This is a genomic window from Marivirga sp. (assembly GCF_035704835.1).
Lineage (GTDB): Bacteria > Bacteroidota > Bacteroidia > Cytophagales > Cyclobacteriaceae > Marivirga.
This window is the reverse complement of record NZ_DASSWQ010000074.1, coordinates 70,505-89,471: the sequence shown is the minus strand read 5'-3', so window position 1 is coordinate 89,471 and position 18,967 is coordinate 70,505. Positions and strand designations below refer to the sequence as shown.

Sequence of the window (18,967 nt, the reverse complement as noted above, 5' to 3'; positions counted from 1 at the left end):
TTGTGCTTGGTAATCCCCTACTTTTCATATAATAAACGCTAGCTGATATAATATGACAAAACCCAAATCAGACAAAGAAATACCAATTGACAATAGTCCATTTTATAAGTCTTTGCTCAAAAGAAGTAGGAAATTGTATCTTACAACATCAGGTAAACCTCGAAAGAAGTTAAATCAGAAGGATATATATCAACGAGACATTTTAGAAATTTGCCTAAGAATTTCTTCACTATTACAAACACTCAGACTTAGTAGATTCTTTTTAGGTGAAAGGCTTGAAGATAAAATATTTGAAAATCACAAAGTAAAAAATGCTGATTTTATACGTTATCATATTGAAACTTATTTTTTACGTTTAACAACTTACAAAGACTTAATTCTTAAATTATTTAACAGAACATATAACCTAGAAATAAAAGAAAATATTGGACTAGAAAAAAAATTAATAAAGCATATTTCTAAATACAATTATCAAGAACTCGATGAACTTTTAAAAGGCTTAAATATTCTAATGACTAATGTTGAACCTATCAGACATAAAATTGCTCATGGAGGTTATCATGACGATGTTCATCTCATTTTAATTGAATCAAAAGAATCTATCATAAAAGATAACTACCGAGACTTGTCTAATAATAAAGAGTATTTGGAAAATTTAAATTCGCTTTTAAAACGTAACATAATTGACATGTATGGAATTGAGCTTATGATGGCAACCTTTGTGTTGCTGGTTTATGAAAAATTGTATCCTAAAAGAAAACAAATCGAAAAAAATTACAGCAGGTAACTCGGTATAAAAAAATATCGATTTAAGCTGTTTCGGAATCTGGTTTTGGCTTTCTATCTTTTTGCTGTTGTAGTAAGTTTTGGCGTTTGAAAGTCTGCTATTTCTTATATACGAATCGTTGAAAATCATTAAACCACCAACCACCCCACGAAAAATCCCCAAAACTCCTCCTTCTAATCCCAGCTCTCTGGGCAAGTATTTTTGCTATTTTTATTACCACTAGCCAACAAGATTAAATTCACTTTAAAAAACGCATTGAACCATCAAATAAGCTCATTTTGAGAGGCATAGGAAATAGCTTCACTTATATTACTAACCTCTAATTTTTCGAATAATTTTCTTCTATGAAACTTAACGGTATCGGAAGAAATAAATAGTTTTTCGGAAATCTCATTTATGCTATAGCCTCTAATTGAATAGCGTAGTATTTCCTTTTCTCTATCCGATAACTCTATTTTTTCTATTCGCTGCCAGCAACAGCTACTTAACTCATATTTATAGGTTTCATTATATCTATTCCGCTGTATTATAATATTGCCATATTTCTGTTCTGTTGACAAGGAGACTAAACAAATCGCTTTCCATATTTTACCTTCTTCCGTTAAAAATATGGGCGTTAACTTTTGATTGATCAGAATCAATTTCCCTTCATTATTTGTCAAATGGAAATCATAAGATATAGAGTAGTCTTTCCTGTCTTCTAAGGGAAGGGTTTCATAAAAATCAAAACCAACCGTATTTATTTTCAATAGCAATTCCAAATCATCTGCCGGCACATATTTGAAATAAAACTCATAGCCCATTTCACAAACTTCTTCGGCAGTATGACCGCTTAAAAAAAGCGGATTATTGCTAACATATTCAAATCCCTTTTTTTGGTAGTCTATAATATAAATACTTTGGTTCGTAGCTCTTGAGATAGCTTTCACAACTTCGAGATAATCGCTTGCATTTTGTACATCTGCAGCTGTCAAGTCTCTTACGGTATTTCTATTCGAAAAAAAGGAATTCTTATTATCCATTAATCTATGGTGATACTTTTTTTAAAGGCTCTACCACGAATTTAATGGTAATTCTACTATTTATCATAGGGATGCCTACGGAATTGTTTCTTTAGTTTCAAGTATTCGCAGTCTTATAGACTGAACTTCAAAGAAGATAACAAAAATTTTCCTTTGCGAAAACTTTGCGGCTTAGCGCCTCCCGACTAAAGTGCGGGACAGGTTATGCGAGACATTTTAAGCGTCTTTAGACGCCTGCGGTCAATCTTGTTTATAGTAGACAAAAGAAAAAGAAGTTCATTACAAGTGCCATTAATTCAATTAAGTACGAATCTGTAACTATTTATTATAGGTTGTTTTTTCTTTCAGCGATCTTATTTCTCCACTAAAATAACAGTAGAACCTTTTTAAACAATAGTATAGAACTACACTCTGGTGTAGCATTATTATGATTTTATGGTAATAGTTTTGAAACAGACAAAACAAAACCTTAAAATGAAAGCTAATATTATCAAAAAAATTCTGTTTGCCCTTACCTTATTAATTCTTTCTGTATTTTCAAATGGACAATATGCTGTCTTTTTTGCTATTTGGATTTTTACAGCTCTACTGCTTTTTACAGTTCGAAAATTTCCTAGGTGGAAAGGTTTTTTATTAGCCTTTCTGGTTATAGGAATAGGGTATTACATAGGTATGGATGTTGCACCATTTTTACCCATTTCTGCGGTAATCACTATCACTATAATTTTTAGTCTGGCATTCTCTTTACCCTACTTAATTGATTCATTCTTTTCGAAACATAGAAGCGCTTTTATAAGCACCCTTATTTTTCCCACAACTGCTGTTTTAATAGAGTATGCGTATCATTATTTTGACCCTTTTGGAACTTGGTGGCACTTTGCCTATACCCAAGAATCACAAACTGTTCTACTTCAATCTGTTTCTGTTTTTGGTTTAGGTTATATCACATTTTTGATTACTTGGTTTGCCTCTGTTTGCAATTGGATTTATGAGCATAGAAATGAATGGAGTTATGTAAAAAAAGGAGTGCTCATTTATAGTCTTGTTTTGGGCTTAACCTTACTCTATGGTGGTTATCGAGTACAGTTTCAAAAACCCAATTCTGAAACTATTCGCATTGCTTCTATTTCTGCATTAGATAGCCTTAATGCTGGGATTGATATTCAGGGAATTAATAACAAAGAAACAGCAGATGATGCTAAAATTGAAGCGAGAAGAAATACATCTAAATTAAATGACTATTTATTTGATAGAAGTATTGCAGAAGCAAAAGCTGGAGCGAAAATAGTTTTTTGGGCAGAAGGAAATGCTGTAATACTCAAGGAGGACGAAAGTGAATTGTATGAAAAAGCCAGTGAAATTGCTTCTGAGCAAAATATATACTTAGGTTTGGGTGTAGCGGTAGTAGACCCTACAAATAGCAAATATCTTGAAAATAAATTTGTTCTATTCAACAAAAATGGAAGCAAGGTTATTGATTATTGGAAGGGTATTTCAGTTCCTGGTGTAGAGGCTCCAATTAGCAATAATAAAACTACCGGAATCCAAAAAATAGAAACTGAATATGGAACGATCGCAGGAGTAATATGCTTTGATTTAGATTTCCCCAATTACATGAAGGAGGCTAAAGGTTCTGATATTCTGTTGGCACCAAGTAATGATTTTAAAGAAGTTGACCTATTACACGCTAATATCGCCAAGTTTAGAGCGATTGAGCAAGGCTTTAATTTGGTCAGACAAGCTAGTTTAGGTCATTCCATAGGGGCAGATTATACAGGAAATGTAATTAGTGAAATGAATCATTTTACGGATAATAGTAAAGTACTGGTAACGCAACTTCCAACAAAAGGAAGGAAGACTATATATTCTATCATTGGAGATAGTTTTATTGTTTTCTGTTTGCTCTCGCTTATTTTGGTCACAATAGTAATTAGAAAGAAAAAAGCTGAAGAAAATTAATATTTAGCTCAAATAAATAGCTGCAGTTTATAGCTTTACCATAGTACAGCAATTGGCATAAAAAAATATAAAACACACTGACTAAAAATTAAAACATGATAAAATCAAAAACCCTTTGTTCAATAGGTTTATTTTTCTTCGTCCTTAGTTATGTGCTTTTTTCTCAAATATCATTAAATGCTCAAAAGCATATCGATTTAGCGCATTGGTTCAATCTGATTGGGGCAGTTTTACTGTTTTCATTTAATGATGTGTTTCCAAAAAATAGGATTAATTCCGTTGCCTCAGTAATAACTGCATTAGGTGTTATTGGGCACATTGGACTTTGCACAATTGACTTTATAATGTGGAGTTTTGGAACTGATGATGTTGGAAGAGATCTGTTGAGAGAGCAAATAAGTAATACTCCATCAATTTTGTATCCTTTTGTTATTGTTGGGCCATCTTTACTCTTTTTAGGACTATCAACTCACGCCTTAAACTTTATAAAAACAAATCCCATAAGTGCGAATATGGTAATAATAGGAGCACCCTTTATTGGCCTTTCCTTTTTTATCTGGAACAATGGAAATTTAATGTTAATCAGTTGTATAGTTTTTGCGACTGGACTTGCCTTACTTTTATTCAGAAAAGAGGCAAAAAATATTGCGCAACCAAACAATGCTTAAATCTGTGAGGAAAAGATTCACTTCTGTCTTATTTATTAAAGTTATAGCGCTTCTTTATGGCTAACCCCCTATAGTTCAAGCGTCCGCTTGGACTTTTTCCTTATAAGGTAAGGTACTTGAGATTAAGCCTGCTTTAAATAAGTCCTGATGAAAAAAATCACTTCCTGAAACTCAGAAAGTACAAATTAGTACTCAGGAAAGCCAAAAAATGTTCAGGAAAGAGATATACAGACTTAGGAAGCACTAAAATAACTTAGGAAAAAATAATATTTTTTAGGAAAGTAAGATTATTACCAGGGCAATATATTATTTGGATTTGGTCTTTTTGTATTCATTAACACGGTTTAAAATGTTTTGATAGAGGATTATGTGAATAGGAAAGAAGCTGGGAGGAGGGTTGAAGTGGATTTGTAATTGATTATCAGCATTTGAATTGCAAATAAATCTAATTGAATAGATTAAATAGCTAACCAAATCTACTTCCATTGGCTGTTTATTTCATAATTGATCAATTCGTAATTCGTAATTGAAAAAAAATGTAATTTCCTATCTCGGTATTTGTCAAAACATATTTTTTTCACCAAAGGTTAATCGAAAAAAAAATTAAACTATGGCAAAGCATATTTTACCCAAAGCAGAGTGGTCAGTTCTACTTGGTCAGCTCAAAAATCTAATTCCTGAAGCATTTAATGAACAAGGCAATGTGATGAATCTTATTAAGGGGAATTGGAATAATCAAATGAATTTAAAACCCTTTAACTCTTGTCTGGATGGAACACAATTAGGTTTCTATCCTATGATGAAAAGTCAGGATGGAAAGGAGGCAGTGGAATATTGTGCTCAGGAATTTAAAGACTGGAGCAAAGTCCCACTGGATAAACGCAAAGAATTAGTAAGCAAAACCATAGATGCGATTGACGCACAAAAAGAGCTTTTAGCTTTAGTGTTGGTTTGGGAAATAGGAAAGCCATTTCCTCAAGCAGTAGATGGAGTCCAAAGATGCATTGATGGCGTAAGATGGTATCTAGAAAATATTGAGGAAATGATAGGAAAAAGAGAGCCATTAGGCGTAATTTCCAATATTGCCTCATGGAATTATCCGCTTTCAGTTTTAGTTCATGCCTGTATGGTGCAAGTGCTTTCAGGCAATACAATCATTGCAAAAACACCATCGGATGGTGGCCTTTGGTCTTTGACCGTTTGCTTTGCTTTAGCCAAAAGAGAAGGATTACCAGTTTCATTAATTAGTGGTTCAGGTAGAATTTTAAGTGAGGCTTTGGTTACCCATGAAGCAGTGGATTGTCTTTCTTATGTAGGAGGCAAAAGCAACGGAAGGTCTATAGCAAGCTCTCTTTATAATGTAAATAAAAGGTATATGCTGGAAATGGAAGGCATTAATACTTATGGCGTATGGGAATTTTCCGATTGGGACAATTTAGCCAAGCAAATCAAATCAGGTTTTAAATATGGCAAACAAAGATGCACAGCCTATGTACGCTATGTCGTGCAGCGAAATTTATTTCCCAAGTTTCTGGAAATGTACTTGCCAGTGCTTAAATCTCTAACTTACGGACATCCATTATTGGTGGAAGAAGGGGAGAAGGAACTTCCTGATTATGATTTTGGTCCGCTTATCAATTCCGAAAAAGTAAGGGAATTGGATGTGATGTATAATGATGCATTAGGTAAAGGAGCAGTTTCTATTTATCAGGCAGAACTGGATGATAATTTATTCTTACCTAATCAAGATACTTCCGCTTATTACGCACCAGCTGCTTTATTAAATTTATCTAGAAATGCTGATTTATACCATCATGAACCTTTTGGCCCTCTGGCCAGCATTATTTTAGTAGATCATAAAAATGAATTAATCAATGAAATGAATGTTTCTAATGGCGCATTGGTGAGTTCAATAGCTTGTGATAATGCACAAGAGGCTCAAGAGATTGCTTCACAATTAAGAGGTTATAAAGTTGGTATCAATAAAATGAAGTCCAGAGGTGATAATGAAGCTACTTTTGGCGGAATTGGTGAATCTTGGAAAGGATGTTTCGTTGGAGGTAAATATTTGGTGGAGGCAGTCACTAAAACTAGCGATAATGAAAAGCTACATGGTAACTTCCCTGAATACACCTTATTACCCGAAAATAGAAGTTAAATGTACCACTCAAATAGGCTGCCCTTTTCGGGTGGGCTTTTTTTGCTTTAATTATCTACAGTCGATTCATTTTAATATTAATAAGATGCTATCTATGTAGTTTTAACTCAATAAGAATTGATTATGCATAATAAACTTAAGAGCATAGTTTGGAGTGATAATAGAAAACGCTAAATTACTAAAATGAATATTTGGGAGAGGGTGGGTATATTTAAAGGAAGAAAATCGGTAGGTCTTTCAACCTACCGACTTTAGTAATTATTCTTTTATTTTCGCCAGTTTAGCATTAACCTTAACATCCGTTATTTTCAGTATAAAGCCCAATCCTAAAATCGGTCTCTTAACCTTGACTTCGTACTGAGGATAAAAAATTACATCATAGCCTTCATTAGCCTTCATTAAATTATAAAGCGCATAACTAGCCGTTGGGTCATTTAATAATGTACCGTAAACTGGTAAAGAGCTTATTAATTTATAAGCTGCCTGGTCTAAAGGACCACCTTGTGATATTTCATTTTCTATGGTAGCTCCTTCTTTATTTAATAATCTTTCGAAGTCAATATTTAATATCCGTGTAGTGGTAGCATCAGCAGTTAGCTGCTCTGAAAATTCAAAATCCTGTTTTTCAAATCTTACGAGAGTATTAGGCTGCTTCATTGTTTTGTTAATGGAGGTGCAACCAACGGATAAAATAAATAGTGCTAATAATGAGGTACTTAATTTTTTCATATCTGTGTATCTTTAGTTTTGCATGAAATTATGTAAAATACACAAAATTTAAAATTATTTATAAAATTATAATTAATAATAGTACTATTATAATAAGAGCTCCAACTGAAATGGAAATTCTACTATCTAAGTCTAAAGTTTTCTTTATTTCTTTTAATTCTTTCTTTATTTCTCTTCTTTCTTTCCAACTTAATTCAGACTTATCAAGATTCTGAATTTCTTCAACTCTATTTTTCAGTTGCTTTATTTCTGCATTGCTTAGGGTGCGTGTTTCTTTTGTCGCTTCTTTTTCTGCGTTGCTAGCACTCACTTCTGAAAATGAGCCTAAAATCACTAATGAAAATATGAAAAATAGTTTGCTTAATTTTTTCATGATCTAAATATTTTATAGTTGAACAATTTTGTATATCGTAAATATATATAAAATTTGTTTACGTAAAAATGCTGCTATATTATTTGAGATTTATAAAAATTGACTTGCTGCACCCACTATACCGGCATGATTTCTCAATTCAGCAGGTATAACTTTAAGATTTTCATCAATAAATTTTTGATAGTTCTGGAATTTTTTACTCACCCCACCACCAATAATGATTAAGTCTGGCCATACTAATTTGTGGACTTCTACTAAATATGAATTCAATCGCTTTCCCCAGACTTCCCAGCTTAAATCCTCTTTTTCTCGAATAGAATTAGCTACAGAAGCCTCTGCTTTATCACCTCTAAATTGAATGTGACCTAGCTCGGTATTTGGCATAAGTTGTTGGTTATGAAATAGAGCTGAACCTATTCCAGAGCCTAAAGCCAAAACCAATATGGTACCTTTTAGTCCTTTTCCTGCTCCAAATCTCATTTCAGCCAAACCTGCCACATCCACGTCATTCATTACTCTTGTGTCGCATCCTGTAGCTTTTTTAATCATATTGGCCAAGGGTTTTTCAATCCAGCTTTTATCGATATTTGAGGCTGTTTTAACAATACCATCGATTATGGCTGCGGGAAAACCGCAACCTATAGAACCCGACCAATCAAAATGGTTCTGTAATTGAATTACAGTTTCCATCATGGCTTCTGGTGTAGCTGGTTTGGGGGTTTGAAATCTTTTTCGTTCACTTATAAATTCGCCATTTTCTAAATCTACTATGGCTGCTTTCATGCCAGAACCTCCGATGTCAATGCCTAATACTTCCAAATGTGATATGTTAAATTTAAATACTTAAGTTAGGGTAAATTTTACTTGAAAAAAATAATTTGGTGTTTGTGGTAAATGATGGACCATTGAAAATTATATCTTCATATTTAGGCATCAGTTGATACTGGATTATAAAAAAAATCCCTGCTTAATTTCTCTAAGCAGGGATTTTTATTGTAAAATGTAATTAAATAAGCGGTATTTTCTTCACTACTGCTTTTAACTTATTCTTTCTAACAGCAATTTGAATCTCGGTTTCCGGTTTCGAAAACGCTGTTTTTACATAGCCCATTCCAATGCCATGACCTAATGTAGGAGATTGTGTACCAGAAGTGACTAAACCAATGGTGTTACCGTCAATATCCAATATTTCATAGCCTTTTCTTGGAATGCCTCTGTCTAGCATGTGGAAACCTACCAATTTATTTTCAACGCCTTCTTCTTTTTGTTTTTTAAGATTTTCAGAATTGATAAAGTCTTTGGTGAATTTTGTGACCCATCCCAATTTTGCTTCAATAGGAGAGGTGGTGTCATCAATGTCATTTCCGTATAAACAAAAACCCATTTCCATTCTTAATGTATCTCTAGCACCTAAGCCGATTGCTTTGATGCCAAATTCTTCACCAGCATCCATGATTTTGTGCCAGATACTTTCTGCATCCTTATTGTGCATATAAACTTCAAATCCGCCTGCGCCAGTATAACCAGTATTGGACATGATCACATATTTTGCATCAGCAAAGGGAGCAACTTGGAAGTTGTAGAATTTGATAGCAGAAAGATCCATATCCGTTGTCAGCTTCTGCAATGTGTCTTCAGCTTTTGGTCCTTGTACTGCAAAAAGAGAAAAATCATCTGATATATTTTTCATTACAGCTCCGAATTCCTCATTTTGTTTGGAAATCCAGTTCCAATCCTTTTCAATATTGGAGGCATTTACCACTAACATATATTCCTCTTCACCGATTTTGTAAACCAGTAAATCATCCACAATCCCGCCTTTATCATTTGGCAAATAGCCATATTGTGCTTTTCCTACAACCAAAGTAGAGGCATCATTACTAAAAACTTTTTGAATTAAATCCAATGCTTTTGAGCCTGAGATAAGAAATTCTCCCATATGGGATACATCAAAAATCCCAACTGCATTGCGGACTGTATTATGCTCTTCGATTAAACCTGAGTAAGAAACAGGCATATTATAACCAGCAAAAGGCACCATTTTGGCACCTAATTGCTCGTGAATGTGATTTATTGCTACTTTCTTCAATTCCATAGTAAGTACATTATTGTATTAAAGTTCCTGATAAGCAAAAGTATGGAAAATATGGGATTTTGGAAGGGGTGTGAGAAAGTTATAATCTACATTTTTACCTCTCCCCACAAATAGGAATATCCAGAGTAGTTTGAGTTTGTCCTAAATCAGGAAGAGGGATATGAATAAATTGTACTTCCATTCCTCTTAGGAAAAGGAACAAAGCTAATGTTAATGCTAGGACAGGTCTTAATTTTTGAGTGAAGCCACTTAATTTCCTGAAGGTTATCTTTCCCGCCCAAACACTTCCGATTATCCAGGGTAGTGTCCCTAATCCAAAAACAGCCATAAACACCACAGAATCCATAATGGTTTTAGTAGTAAAAGAGCTTAAAAGGGCTAAATAGACTAATCCGCAAGGCAAAAGTCCATTTAACATGCCAATTGAAAACCTAGATAGGATATCTTGTTTGCCAATAAATTTTTTAAAACCGTTTTTTACTTTCTGATAAGGAACGGATTCTATTTTATTAAGAAATTTTAAAAATCTGAATCTAGCGGGCAAAACATAGAAATAAATTATAAAAATTGCCATTACGATAGAGAGGCTGTTTTGCCAGCCTAAAATGGATAAGCTTTCTCCTACAAAAGCTAAGGCTAGTCCCAAAATAATGTAGGTGATGATTCTCCCAGTTTGATAAGCTGCAAATCCCCACGCCATGGATTGATTACGGAAAACACCTAACATTAGTGGCGCACACATAAAAGTGCAATGTATTCCACCTAATAAACCTATGCTTAGCGCTGCCCAAATCATCCTTATCGCTGAATAAAAATCTGCTCTTCTTTAAAATACTTTTTGCCTTCTGCCTCCCAACTAAAGGAAACTTTCCAATTGCCTGCTTTAAATTTTTCAATTGGGATGTTCACTTCTTCTGAAATGGGAACAAAGAAATCTAAATTGGCATCTGAAGGGCGGAAAAATTGGACTTTTCCTTCTACTTTTTGAGCATCAGTAAAAATCAAGGCTAAATTATTTCCTTCTTGTTTTACTGAAATCGTGCCTTCCCAATTATGGCCATTTTTAATTTCCTCCATTTTACCTTGATAGGCTATTTCTTCTTTATAGTAATCTTCTTCTACCATATGGATTTCTTGATTTACGCTGATGACCACCATGGTGATTACCAAAATCACGAAGCCTATAAATACTAAAGTTATTTTATTTCCCCAGTTCATAATTATTGTGCTTTACTGAATGTATGTGGTCCTGGAAATCTTGAATCAATGGTTTGGATTAACTCATCATCCCGGTAAATTTCAACTTGAATTTTTTCGTCTATTTTGGCAAATTCATTTCTTGACATTTCAACGAAAACATAAACATCTTCTTTTTCTTGTCCTTCCAGAACTTCAATTGGTCCTGAAGGGAAAAATAAAGCAGCTGATTTTGGCTTTACCTTATAAGTCAAATTCATGGCATCAAAGGATTTATTAATCATCTCCATTTGATACATATTGCTGATGATACTATCATTTTTAATCTGATAAATAGAGCCAGGAGTACGGGTTAAAGTGACTTCTATTGGTGCTCTTCCAACCAATAAGAATCCCATTGCTACTACTAAAACTACCATTATGGCTGAATATGCCATTACTCTTGGAGTAAATAATTTTTTCTTCTTTTTCTCAACACCTTCTTCGGAATCAAAACGGATTAGTCCTTTTGGTTTGTTGACTTTAAGCATTACTTCATCACATGCATCGATACAAGCGGTACAATTTACACATTCCATTTGTGTCCCGTTTCTGATATCAATTCCTGTAGGGCAAACTTGTACGCATAAACTGCAATCCACACAATCGCCTTTGTCTGCTTGAGGCTCATTCTTTTTTAGTCTTCCTCTTGGCTCACCTCGCAACCAATCATATATTACGACTATGGATTTTTTATCAAGAAAAACACCCTGCAATCTTCCATAGGGACAAACTACTGTACAAGCTTGCTCCCTGAAATAGGAAAACACAAAATAGAAAATACCAGTAAAGACTAATAAACCAGTAAAAGCACTCCAATTGGCTTCAGGGCCTGCTTGAATCACTTCAGACATTTCTCCAATTCCAATCAAGTAAGCCATAAAAGTATGCGATACCCAAAATGAAATGAAGAGAAAAACCCCTTGTTTGGTGGTTTTCTTCCAGATTTTATTCCAAGTCCACGGTGCGTTAACCAGTTTTCTTTGTTGGTTCGCATCTCCTTCAATCCAGTACTCGATTTTACGGAAAACCATTTCCATAAATACGGTTTGCGGACATGCCCAACCACACCAGACCCGTCCAAAGACCACGGTAAAGAGTAAGATAAAGACTACAAAAATTAATAAAAGAAATAGTAATAAATGCGTATCCTGAGGCCAGAAGACGCTGCCTAAAATTACAGATTGTCTGTCAAAAACATTGAAAAGCAATAAAGGATGACCTCCAATTTTAATGAATGGTCCCGCAAAAAATAGTATCAAAAGCAACCATGCCAAAACTCTTCTATAGTTATGGAATATCCCTTTTGGCTTTTTTGGATAAATCCAATTCCTCTTCCCTTGCTCGCCTACTGTGGCGAGTTGCCCTCTAAACTGTTCTTGGTCTAAATTATCCATTTTGCTTATTGATTAGAGACCTTCTAGGTTTTGAAAACTTGGAAGGTCTTATTGTTATTTTCATTCTTGCCTTTCTCTAAATTTTAACCAAAGGTTAAAATCAATAGATTCCTGCCTTCGCAGGAATGACGCACGGAACTATTCGGGTGCATAATTTATCACATTTTCCATATTATGAGTTTTAATCATAAAGCGGGTATGCATATAAATCCTTTAAACGCACTTCCGTTATTCCTGAAATTTCTATTTAGTGACGAAGGACACTAAATGAAATTTTCAGGAATCTATTTGTTCTTGCACTCTATTCTTCTACACTATCAACCTCAGGTAATTCATCCACATTCTCTTCAATTCTTTCCTCTGCGTTTATACGCTTTCTGATTTCACCTTGCGGTTCTTTAGGAGCTGCAGGGCTGGAGCCTACTAAACTCAACACATAATTAGAAACATCCTGTATTTGCTTTGGGCTCATATTTCCTTTCCAGGGAATCATCCCTTTTGCAGGAACACCTTCAGAAACTGTGGTAAATACACCTTTTATATCATTTCCGTGAATCCAGTAATTATCCGTTAAGTTAGGGCCAACGCCTCCGCCACCATCATCAGCGTGGCAAACGGCACAGTTCTTTTTATACAAAACCTGTCCTGCTTTTATTACGGCTTCATCAGACTGTAATTCTGCAGTTTCAGCTGTAATTTGAACTATACCAGCTTTTGCACGTGCTTCTGCTCTAAGCGCTGCATCATCAATTGAGGCTTGATATTCAGATTGTTGGTCTGGGATAATATCAAAAATCAAATAAGCAGGAACATAAAATACTGCAAAAAGAAATGTACCTATGAAAATATAGCGAAGCCATGGAGGCATTCCGTAATCCATTTCTCTAATACCGTCATAATCATGGTCGAGCAACATATCGCCTTCTTTGTCAATTGGCTTAAATCTACCCGTAATCCATTTTTGCTTAAATCGTTGCAAGAAAGTTAAATGAACTACGCCATCTTCAAATTTTTTCTTTTTCAGAATGAGATTAGCAGTTTTAACCATTAATACCGCCAAAATAACCATTAAGAAAATTAAGATAAGCAACAGACCACCTATTAAAAGTAATAGTCGGCCTTGTTCTGTTTGCATTAATTGTTCCCTCATAGAAACCTTTTCAATTTCTATATCAGCTAGGGCTTCTGTTGATTGCGCCAAAGCGGTTGGCGAGCCAATCCCCCAAAGGAAAAGGCTGCTCCATATCATTTCAGTGATTTTTTTCATCATTAGAATCATTTTTGAATGTAACATTGTCCTCTTCCATTGGTAAGGATTTCATTTTATTGATATAATTCTTATCTGCTTTTATCACCCACCAAATCAGGCCTACAAAGAAAATAAAGAATATACTCAGCGAAATGATGGGGAAAATTTCCACATTATCAATTGTTTCGAAATAGTGCTTAAACATGTCTTTTTAATTTAATTATCAGCTGTTTCAACTTTGATATCAGTACCTAATCTTTGCAAGTAAGCAATCAAGGCTACAATCTTAGCTTCAGGAACTGTCTCAATTCCATCTGCCTCAAGACTTTTCACAATTCCTTTGGCCTGAGCCAATGCGTTAGCTTCCACATTTTCCTCAAAACCTTCTTCATACGGGACTCCTAATTTTCTCATGACCGTGATTTTATCAGGAAGCCCTTCTAAATCATATGGCTGTTGGAGCAACCACGGATACGGAGGCATGGTAGAGCCTGGTGACATGGATCTTGGGTCATACATATGATTGAAATGCCAAGAATCAGGATATTTACCACCTACTCTATGCAAATCAGGCCCAGTCCTTTTTGATCCCCATAAGAATGGGTGGTCATAAACAAATTCCCCTGCTTTGGAATACTCGCCATATCGTTCCGTCTCGTATCGGAAAGGACGAATCATTTGAGAGTGACAGCCCACACAGCCTTCACTGATGTAAATATCCCGACCTTCTAATTCCAGTGGAGTATAGGGCTTAACCGCTTCAATTTTGGTTGCTTCATTGTCTTTCATCATAAAAGAAGGAATCAATTCAAATATTCCACCCAATAGAATGGCGATTGTAGTTAAAATGGTAAAGAAAATTGGCTTTCTTTCCCATACTCTGTGCCAATACTCTTTTCCTTTACTTACTGCTTTTTCCAAGGCAGGAGCTTCAGCTGCTTCATTCGCTACAAAATTTCCTGCTTTAGCAGTTTTGATTAAGTTATATACCATTACAAAAACTCCTGACAAGTAAAGCAAACCTCCGAATGCTCTTATCATATACATTGGGATAATTTGCAATGTGGTAGATAAGAAGTTTGGGTATTGCAAAATTCCTTCTGGTGTAAATTCTTTCCACATCAACCACTGTGTAAATGCTGACACATACATAGGCAAAGCATAGAATATAATACCTAAGGTTCCCAGCCAGAAGTGAGTATTCGCTAATTTTCTAGAGAACAATTTCGTCTTCCACATTTGAGGAATCATCCAATACAACATACCGAAAGTCAAGAATCCATTCCAACCTAATGCCCCAATGTGCACGTGTGCTACAATCCAGTCGGTGTAGTGAGCAATTGCATTTACACTTTTCAATGACAACATTGGTCCTTCGAAAACGGCCATACCGTAAGCGGTAATCGCCACGACCATAAATTTCAGAATTGGGTCTTCTTTTACTTTGTCCCAAGCACCTCTTAAGGTTAATAATCCATTTACCATACCACCCCAAGACGGAGCAATCAACATAATGGAGAAGGCAGTACCTAATGCTTGAGCCCATTCAGGCAAAGAAGTATAGAGCAAGTGGTGAGGACCCGCCCAGATATATAAGAATATTAATGCCCAGAAGTGGACAATCGATAATTTATAAGAATAAATCGGTCGGTTGGCAGCTTTAGGCAAAAAGTAATACATCAAGCCTAAATAAGGAGTGGTTAAAAAGAATGCCACCGCATTATGTCCATACCACCATTGCACCAATGCATCTTGAACACCGGAAAAGGCTGAATAACTTTTCATGAAATCCACTGGTATAGCAAAGGAGTTTACTACATGTAAAACGGCCACGGTTATAAAAGAAGCGATGTAGAACCAGATGGCTACATACATATGCTTCTCCCTTCTTTTGATGATTGTACCAATCATATTGATACCAAAAACTATCCAAATAATGGCAATGGCAATATCAATTGGCCATTCTAATTCAGCATATTCTTTAGAAGAGGTGAAACCCATTGGAAGGGTAATCACAGCTGAAAGAATAATAAGCTGCCAACCCCAGAAGTTTATCCAGGAAAGTGCATCATTAAACATTCGGGTTTTAAGGAGTCTTTGCATGGAATAATAAACTCCGGCAAAGATGGCATTCCCCACAAATGCAAAAATAACGGCATTGGTGTGTAAAGGTCTAATCCTACCGAAAGTAGTATATTCCGAACCTAAATTAGCCTCTGGTGCAAACATCTGAGTGGCGGCTAAAAGACCGACCAACATCCCGATGGCACCCCAAATTACTGTTGCTATAGCAAAGTATTTGACGACTTTGTTGTCATAATGAAACTTTTCAATTCCCATTTGATTGTTGTTTATGATTTGTTGATTGATTACTCTTTTTACTTTCTTTTTTAGTAGTGGCATCATCCCAAAGCATTCTGTAGGAAGGAGTGGAGGCGTCATCGTACTGACCAGAGCGGACTGCCCAGATAAATGCAATTAAAAAGCCGCTTGCCACTATCAAACTCACGATTATTAATACTACCAGTATGTTCATAAATCCCTGCTTTTTTCGAAGTTTATTAAATATTTACCCGCTAAATATCGAGTTCCCAGTGTTGCTAAAAGCACCACTGAAAATGAACTTATCGGCATTAAAATAGCAGCGATTACAGGTGATAAAAGTGCTTGTACTGCAAAACTTAAGCCCACCACATTGTATAAAAATGACAACACAAAGCCTGCTATCACTAATCTGAAAGCTGCTTTTGAAAATCTCATGATATTGGGTAGTTGCTTCAGGTTTTCGCCAAAAAGGATGCCATCACAAGCCGGACTGAATTGACTCGTAGATTCAGTGATAGCCAAACCGAAATCACTTTTGCGCAAGGCCGCGGAATCATTTAATCCATCACCAGCCATCATGACCTTTTGGTGTGCATCTTGCCATTTAGTGATAAATTCTTTTTTGTCTCCTGGCAATTGTTCGAAGTACATGTTTTCCTCTGGTAACCATTGCTTTAAGAATTCTTTTTCAGATGCCTGATCGCCCGATAATAAATTCAATTTGTAATTGGTGCTGAGACTGTTAAATAAATCTCCAATATTTTTTCTAAAAACATGCTTTATGTTGAAGCAACCGTAAGTCAAGCCGTCTACATTTATGTAAACTTGAGAGCTACTGGCCTTTTTATCAAAATCAGTTTCTTGATTATCTACAAATTGTTTTTTGCCCAATTTGATGATTTGACCATTTACCTTGGCGCTGATTCCCTGTCCGCTTATTTCCTTATAGTCTTCGATTTTTTGAGCTGGGTAAAATGGGAGCCAATTATAAATAATTTGCGATAATGGGTGTTTAGATTGATTGAATAGGGTTTTTACTGCTGCTAAAACTTTGTGCTCTGGCATATTTCCATCAAAAACGACCTCTGCCTTGTCGGAATAAGTTAGCGTGCCGGTTTTATCGAAAACAATGGAATCGATTTTTGACAGGTCTTCCACTGACTGGGTGCTTTTTACGAAAAAGCCTGCTTTGCTCAGCACTCTCATGGCATATCCTAAAGTAACAGGTGTGGCAAGTGCCAAAGCACAAGGACAAGCTACTATTAGAACAGTGGTAAATGCTCTGATGCCACTTTCAAAATCACCTAAGTAAATCCAAGTTCCAAAAGAGATAATAGCAATGGCTAAAACAACTGCAGTGAAATACTTACTGATTTTATCAGCAGTGCTTTGAACTTGTGCTTTAGCGCCTTGTTGAATGGATTCATCATCCCAGAGTTGTGCTAAATAGCTTTGAGAAGGACTTTTCTTTACTTGCACTAAGATTGCCGCGCCTTTTAACCTACCACCTGCATAAATCAATTCTTCCTTTTGGTTGATTTCCGGAACGGATTCCCCTGTTACAAAACTGTAATCGATGGAAGCCTCATCTGAAATCAATAGGCTATCTGCAGGAATGATTTCTTCATTTCTAATTTTCAGAATATCTGAAGGAATAATGCTGTTGAGCAATACTTGTTCCTCTTGCTGACCTTTTATTTTTGTTACCGATAATGGGAAGAAAGATTGAATATCTCTATCAAACCTTAAGTGGTCAAATGTTTTTTGCTGATAGTATTTTCCTATAAGTAGGAAAAAAACCAATCCAGACAGCGAGTCGATATAACCTAATCCCGATTGGAAAAAAATGATGTAATAACTATAGGTAAACAGTGTGATGATACCAATGCTAATAGGCACATCCATATTGATTTGCTTTTGTTTTAGAGCTGCCCAAGCCGATTTGAAATAATCTTGAGCGGTAAAAAACACTACAGGCAGTGCTAATAGAGCATTAAGGAATGGAAATATTTTAGATAAAATATCTTCATCAAATAAATCCAGTCCGAAATATTCGGGCAAACTGAACAGCATGCTATTTCCAAATACAAAACCCGCAATACCGATTTGGAGCCATATTCTTCTATAAGGAGAAGTATTGGATTTTTTATTATCTAATTGAATATCGGGAGTGTAGGCGATGGAATCCAACAGCTTCACTAATTCCAACAAAGAAAGTTCCTGATGCTTGAAAGAAATGATTACAGTTTTCTTATTGAAATCTACTCGGCTACTAATAATGCCCGAGTGGAGTTTATAAAGTTTTTCCAAAAGCCAGATGCAGGCACTGCAATGAATGGCTGGAATATAAAATCTAACTTTACTGATTTCTTCATTTTTGAAATCTAGTAGGCTGTTGGAAAAGGCTTTATCTTTTAGAAAATCAAAATTTTGAATTTTTTTCTTTTTTGAACTGACACCTGGTGAATCGGCAACAGAATAGAAATTATCGAGGTCATTTTCCAGCAAAATTTCATACACAATACGGCAGCCTTCACAGCAGAAATTATGACCCTGATTCTCAATAAGCTCTTGGTCGCATTTCTCCCCACAATGGCGGCATTCGAGGATTTGATTTTTTGCTTTTGATATACTCATTAGGTGCTAATTTTTTCTTTTTCAAAAGTACTAGCTGCCGAACTCCAAAAACATGACTTAAATCAGGTTTCGACTTGAGATTTATCAACTGTAATCTAATAAAAATTAATTACATATGTAAATGGAACAATAGTTTATACATACTTTCTTGTTTAGAATGGCTTTAAACTTCAATAAAATACAGCTTTGATATTTTAAACTTCATATTCAAAACTTAACTTAGACCTTATTATTAAATAGAGTCTATTAGGCAATTACACAAGAACCACTAGATCTGCTTGAAAATCAGAATCAAATGACTAGCCTTTGTGTAATTTAATTTTAGAATCCAT

General features: G+C 35.2%; 17 protein-coding genes. 4 read left to right on the top strand and 13 right to left on the bottom strand.

Annotated elements, in window-relative coordinates:
- The first annotated feature begins 52 nt into the window (after positions 1 to 52).
- Positions 53 to 787, top strand: coding sequence for a Cthe_2314 family HEPN domain-containing protein (locus VFM92_RS12915; RefSeq protein WP_325122637.1), 735 nt, complete (start codon positions 53 to 55; stop codon positions 785 to 787).
- 263 nt (positions 788 to 1,050) lie between these two features.
- On the opposite strand, the gene VFM92_RS12910 is transcribed toward VFM92_RS12915, so the two are convergent.
- Positions 1,051 to 1,809 (bottom strand): helix-turn-helix transcriptional regulator, encoded by a 759-nt coding sequence (locus VFM92_RS12910; RefSeq protein WP_325122636.1) that lies wholly within the window; start codon positions 1,807 to 1,809, stop codon positions 1,051 to 1,053.
- Between the two features lie 474 nt (positions 1,810 to 2,283).
- Here VFM92_RS12910 and VFM92_RS12905 point away from each other — a divergent pair, with 474 nt between their 5' ends.
- From VFM92_RS12905 to VFM92_RS12895, 3 genes are all read left to right on the top strand, one after another.
- On the top strand, positions 2,284 to 3,768 hold the full coding sequence (locus VFM92_RS12905; protein WP_325122635.1) for a nitrilase-related carbon-nitrogen hydrolase: 1,485 nt from the start codon (positions 2,284 to 2,286) through the stop codon (positions 3,766 to 3,768).
- Between the two features lie 95 nt (positions 3,769 to 3,863).
- Positions 3,864 to 4,436, top strand: coding sequence for a hypothetical protein (locus VFM92_RS12900; RefSeq protein ID WP_325122634.1), 573 nt, complete (start codon positions 3,864 to 3,866; stop codon positions 4,434 to 4,436).
- A gap of 610 nt (positions 4,437 to 5,046) precedes the next feature.
- Positions 5,047 to 6,594: an aldehyde dehydrogenase family protein gene (locus VFM92_RS12895; RefSeq protein WP_325122633.1), complete on the top strand. Its 1,548-nt coding sequence runs from the start codon at positions 5,047 to 5,049 to the stop codon at positions 6,592 to 6,594.
- A gap of 258 nt (positions 6,595 to 6,852) precedes the next feature.
- Here VFM92_RS12895 and VFM92_RS12890 read toward each other — a convergent pair whose 3' ends face one another.
- From VFM92_RS12890 to VFM92_RS12835, 12 genes are all read right to left on the bottom strand, one after another.
- Complete coding sequence (locus VFM92_RS12890) at positions 6,853 to 7,323, bottom strand: hypothetical protein (RefSeq protein ID WP_325122632.1); 471 nt, start codon at positions 7,321 to 7,323, stop codon at positions 6,853 to 6,855.
- Positions 7,324 to 7,381: 58 nt separating this feature from the next.
- Entirely contained in the window at positions 7,382 to 7,696 is a 315-nt protein-coding gene (locus VFM92_RS12885) for a hypothetical protein (RefSeq protein ID WP_325122631.1), read from the bottom strand.
- A gap of 90 nt (positions 7,697 to 7,786) precedes the next feature.
- Entirely contained in the window at positions 7,787 to 8,515 is a 729-nt protein-coding gene (ppgK, locus tag VFM92_RS12880; RefSeq protein WP_325122630.1) for a polyphosphate--glucose phosphotransferase, read from the bottom strand.
- Positions 8,516 to 8,702: 187 nt separating this feature from the next.
- A complete protein-coding gene (gcvT, locus tag VFM92_RS12875; RefSeq protein ID WP_325122629.1) occupies positions 8,703 to 9,791 on the bottom strand; it encodes a glycine cleavage system aminomethyltransferase GcvT in 1,089 nt (362 codons plus the stop codon).
- 94 nt (positions 9,792 to 9,885) lie between these two features.
- Positions 9,886 to 10,587: a sulfite exporter TauE/SafE family protein gene (locus VFM92_RS12870; protein ID WP_325122628.1), complete on the bottom strand. Its 702-nt coding sequence runs from the start codon at positions 10,585 to 10,587 to the stop codon at positions 9,886 to 9,888.
- Between the two features lie 2 nt (positions 10,588 to 10,589).
- The gene (locus tag VFM92_RS12865) at positions 10,590 to 11,009 is read right to left on the bottom strand and encodes a FixH family protein (protein WP_325122627.1); all 420 of its coding nucleotides are present in this window, start codon (positions 11,007 to 11,009) and stop codon (positions 10,590 to 10,592) included.
- A gap of 2 nt (positions 11,010 to 11,011) precedes the next feature.
- Positions 11,012 to 12,424, bottom strand: a complete 1,413-nt coding sequence (gene ccoG, locus VFM92_RS12860; protein ID WP_325122626.1) for a cytochrome c oxidase accessory protein CcoG — start codon at positions 12,422 to 12,424, stop codon at positions 11,012 to 11,014.
- A 301-nt stretch (positions 12,425 to 12,725) separates the two neighbouring features.
- Positions 12,726 to 13,694, bottom strand: a complete 969-nt coding sequence (locus VFM92_RS12855; RefSeq protein ID WP_325122625.1) for a c-type cytochrome — start codon at positions 13,692 to 13,694, stop codon at positions 12,726 to 12,728.
- Positions 13,675 to 13,878, bottom strand: coding sequence for a cytochrome C oxidase Cbb3 (locus VFM92_RS12850; RefSeq protein ID WP_325122624.1), 204 nt, complete (start codon positions 13,876 to 13,878; stop codon positions 13,675 to 13,677). Before VFM92_RS12850 ends, VFM92_RS12855 begins: the two co-directional genes overlap by 20 nt.
- Positions 13,879 to 13,889: 11 nt before the next feature.
- The gene (ccoN, locus tag VFM92_RS12845; protein WP_325122623.1) at positions 13,890 to 16,013 is read right to left on the bottom strand and encodes a cytochrome-c oxidase, cbb3-type subunit I; all 2,124 of its coding nucleotides are present in this window, start codon (positions 16,011 to 16,013) and stop codon (positions 13,890 to 13,892) included.
- Complete coding sequence (ccoS, locus tag VFM92_RS12840; protein ID WP_325122622.1) at positions 16,003 to 16,209, bottom strand: cbb3-type cytochrome oxidase assembly protein CcoS; 207 nt, start codon at positions 16,207 to 16,209, stop codon at positions 16,003 to 16,005. The genes ccoN and ccoS overlap by 11 nt, the downstream gene beginning before the upstream one ends.
- The gene (locus VFM92_RS12835; protein ID WP_325122621.1) at positions 16,206 to 18,635 is read right to left on the bottom strand and encodes a heavy metal translocating P-type ATPase; all 2,430 of its coding nucleotides are present in this window, start codon (positions 18,633 to 18,635) and stop codon (positions 16,206 to 16,208) included. The genes ccoS and VFM92_RS12835 overlap by 4 nt, the downstream gene beginning before the upstream one ends.
- Between the last annotated feature and the right edge of the window lie 332 nt (positions 18,636 to 18,967).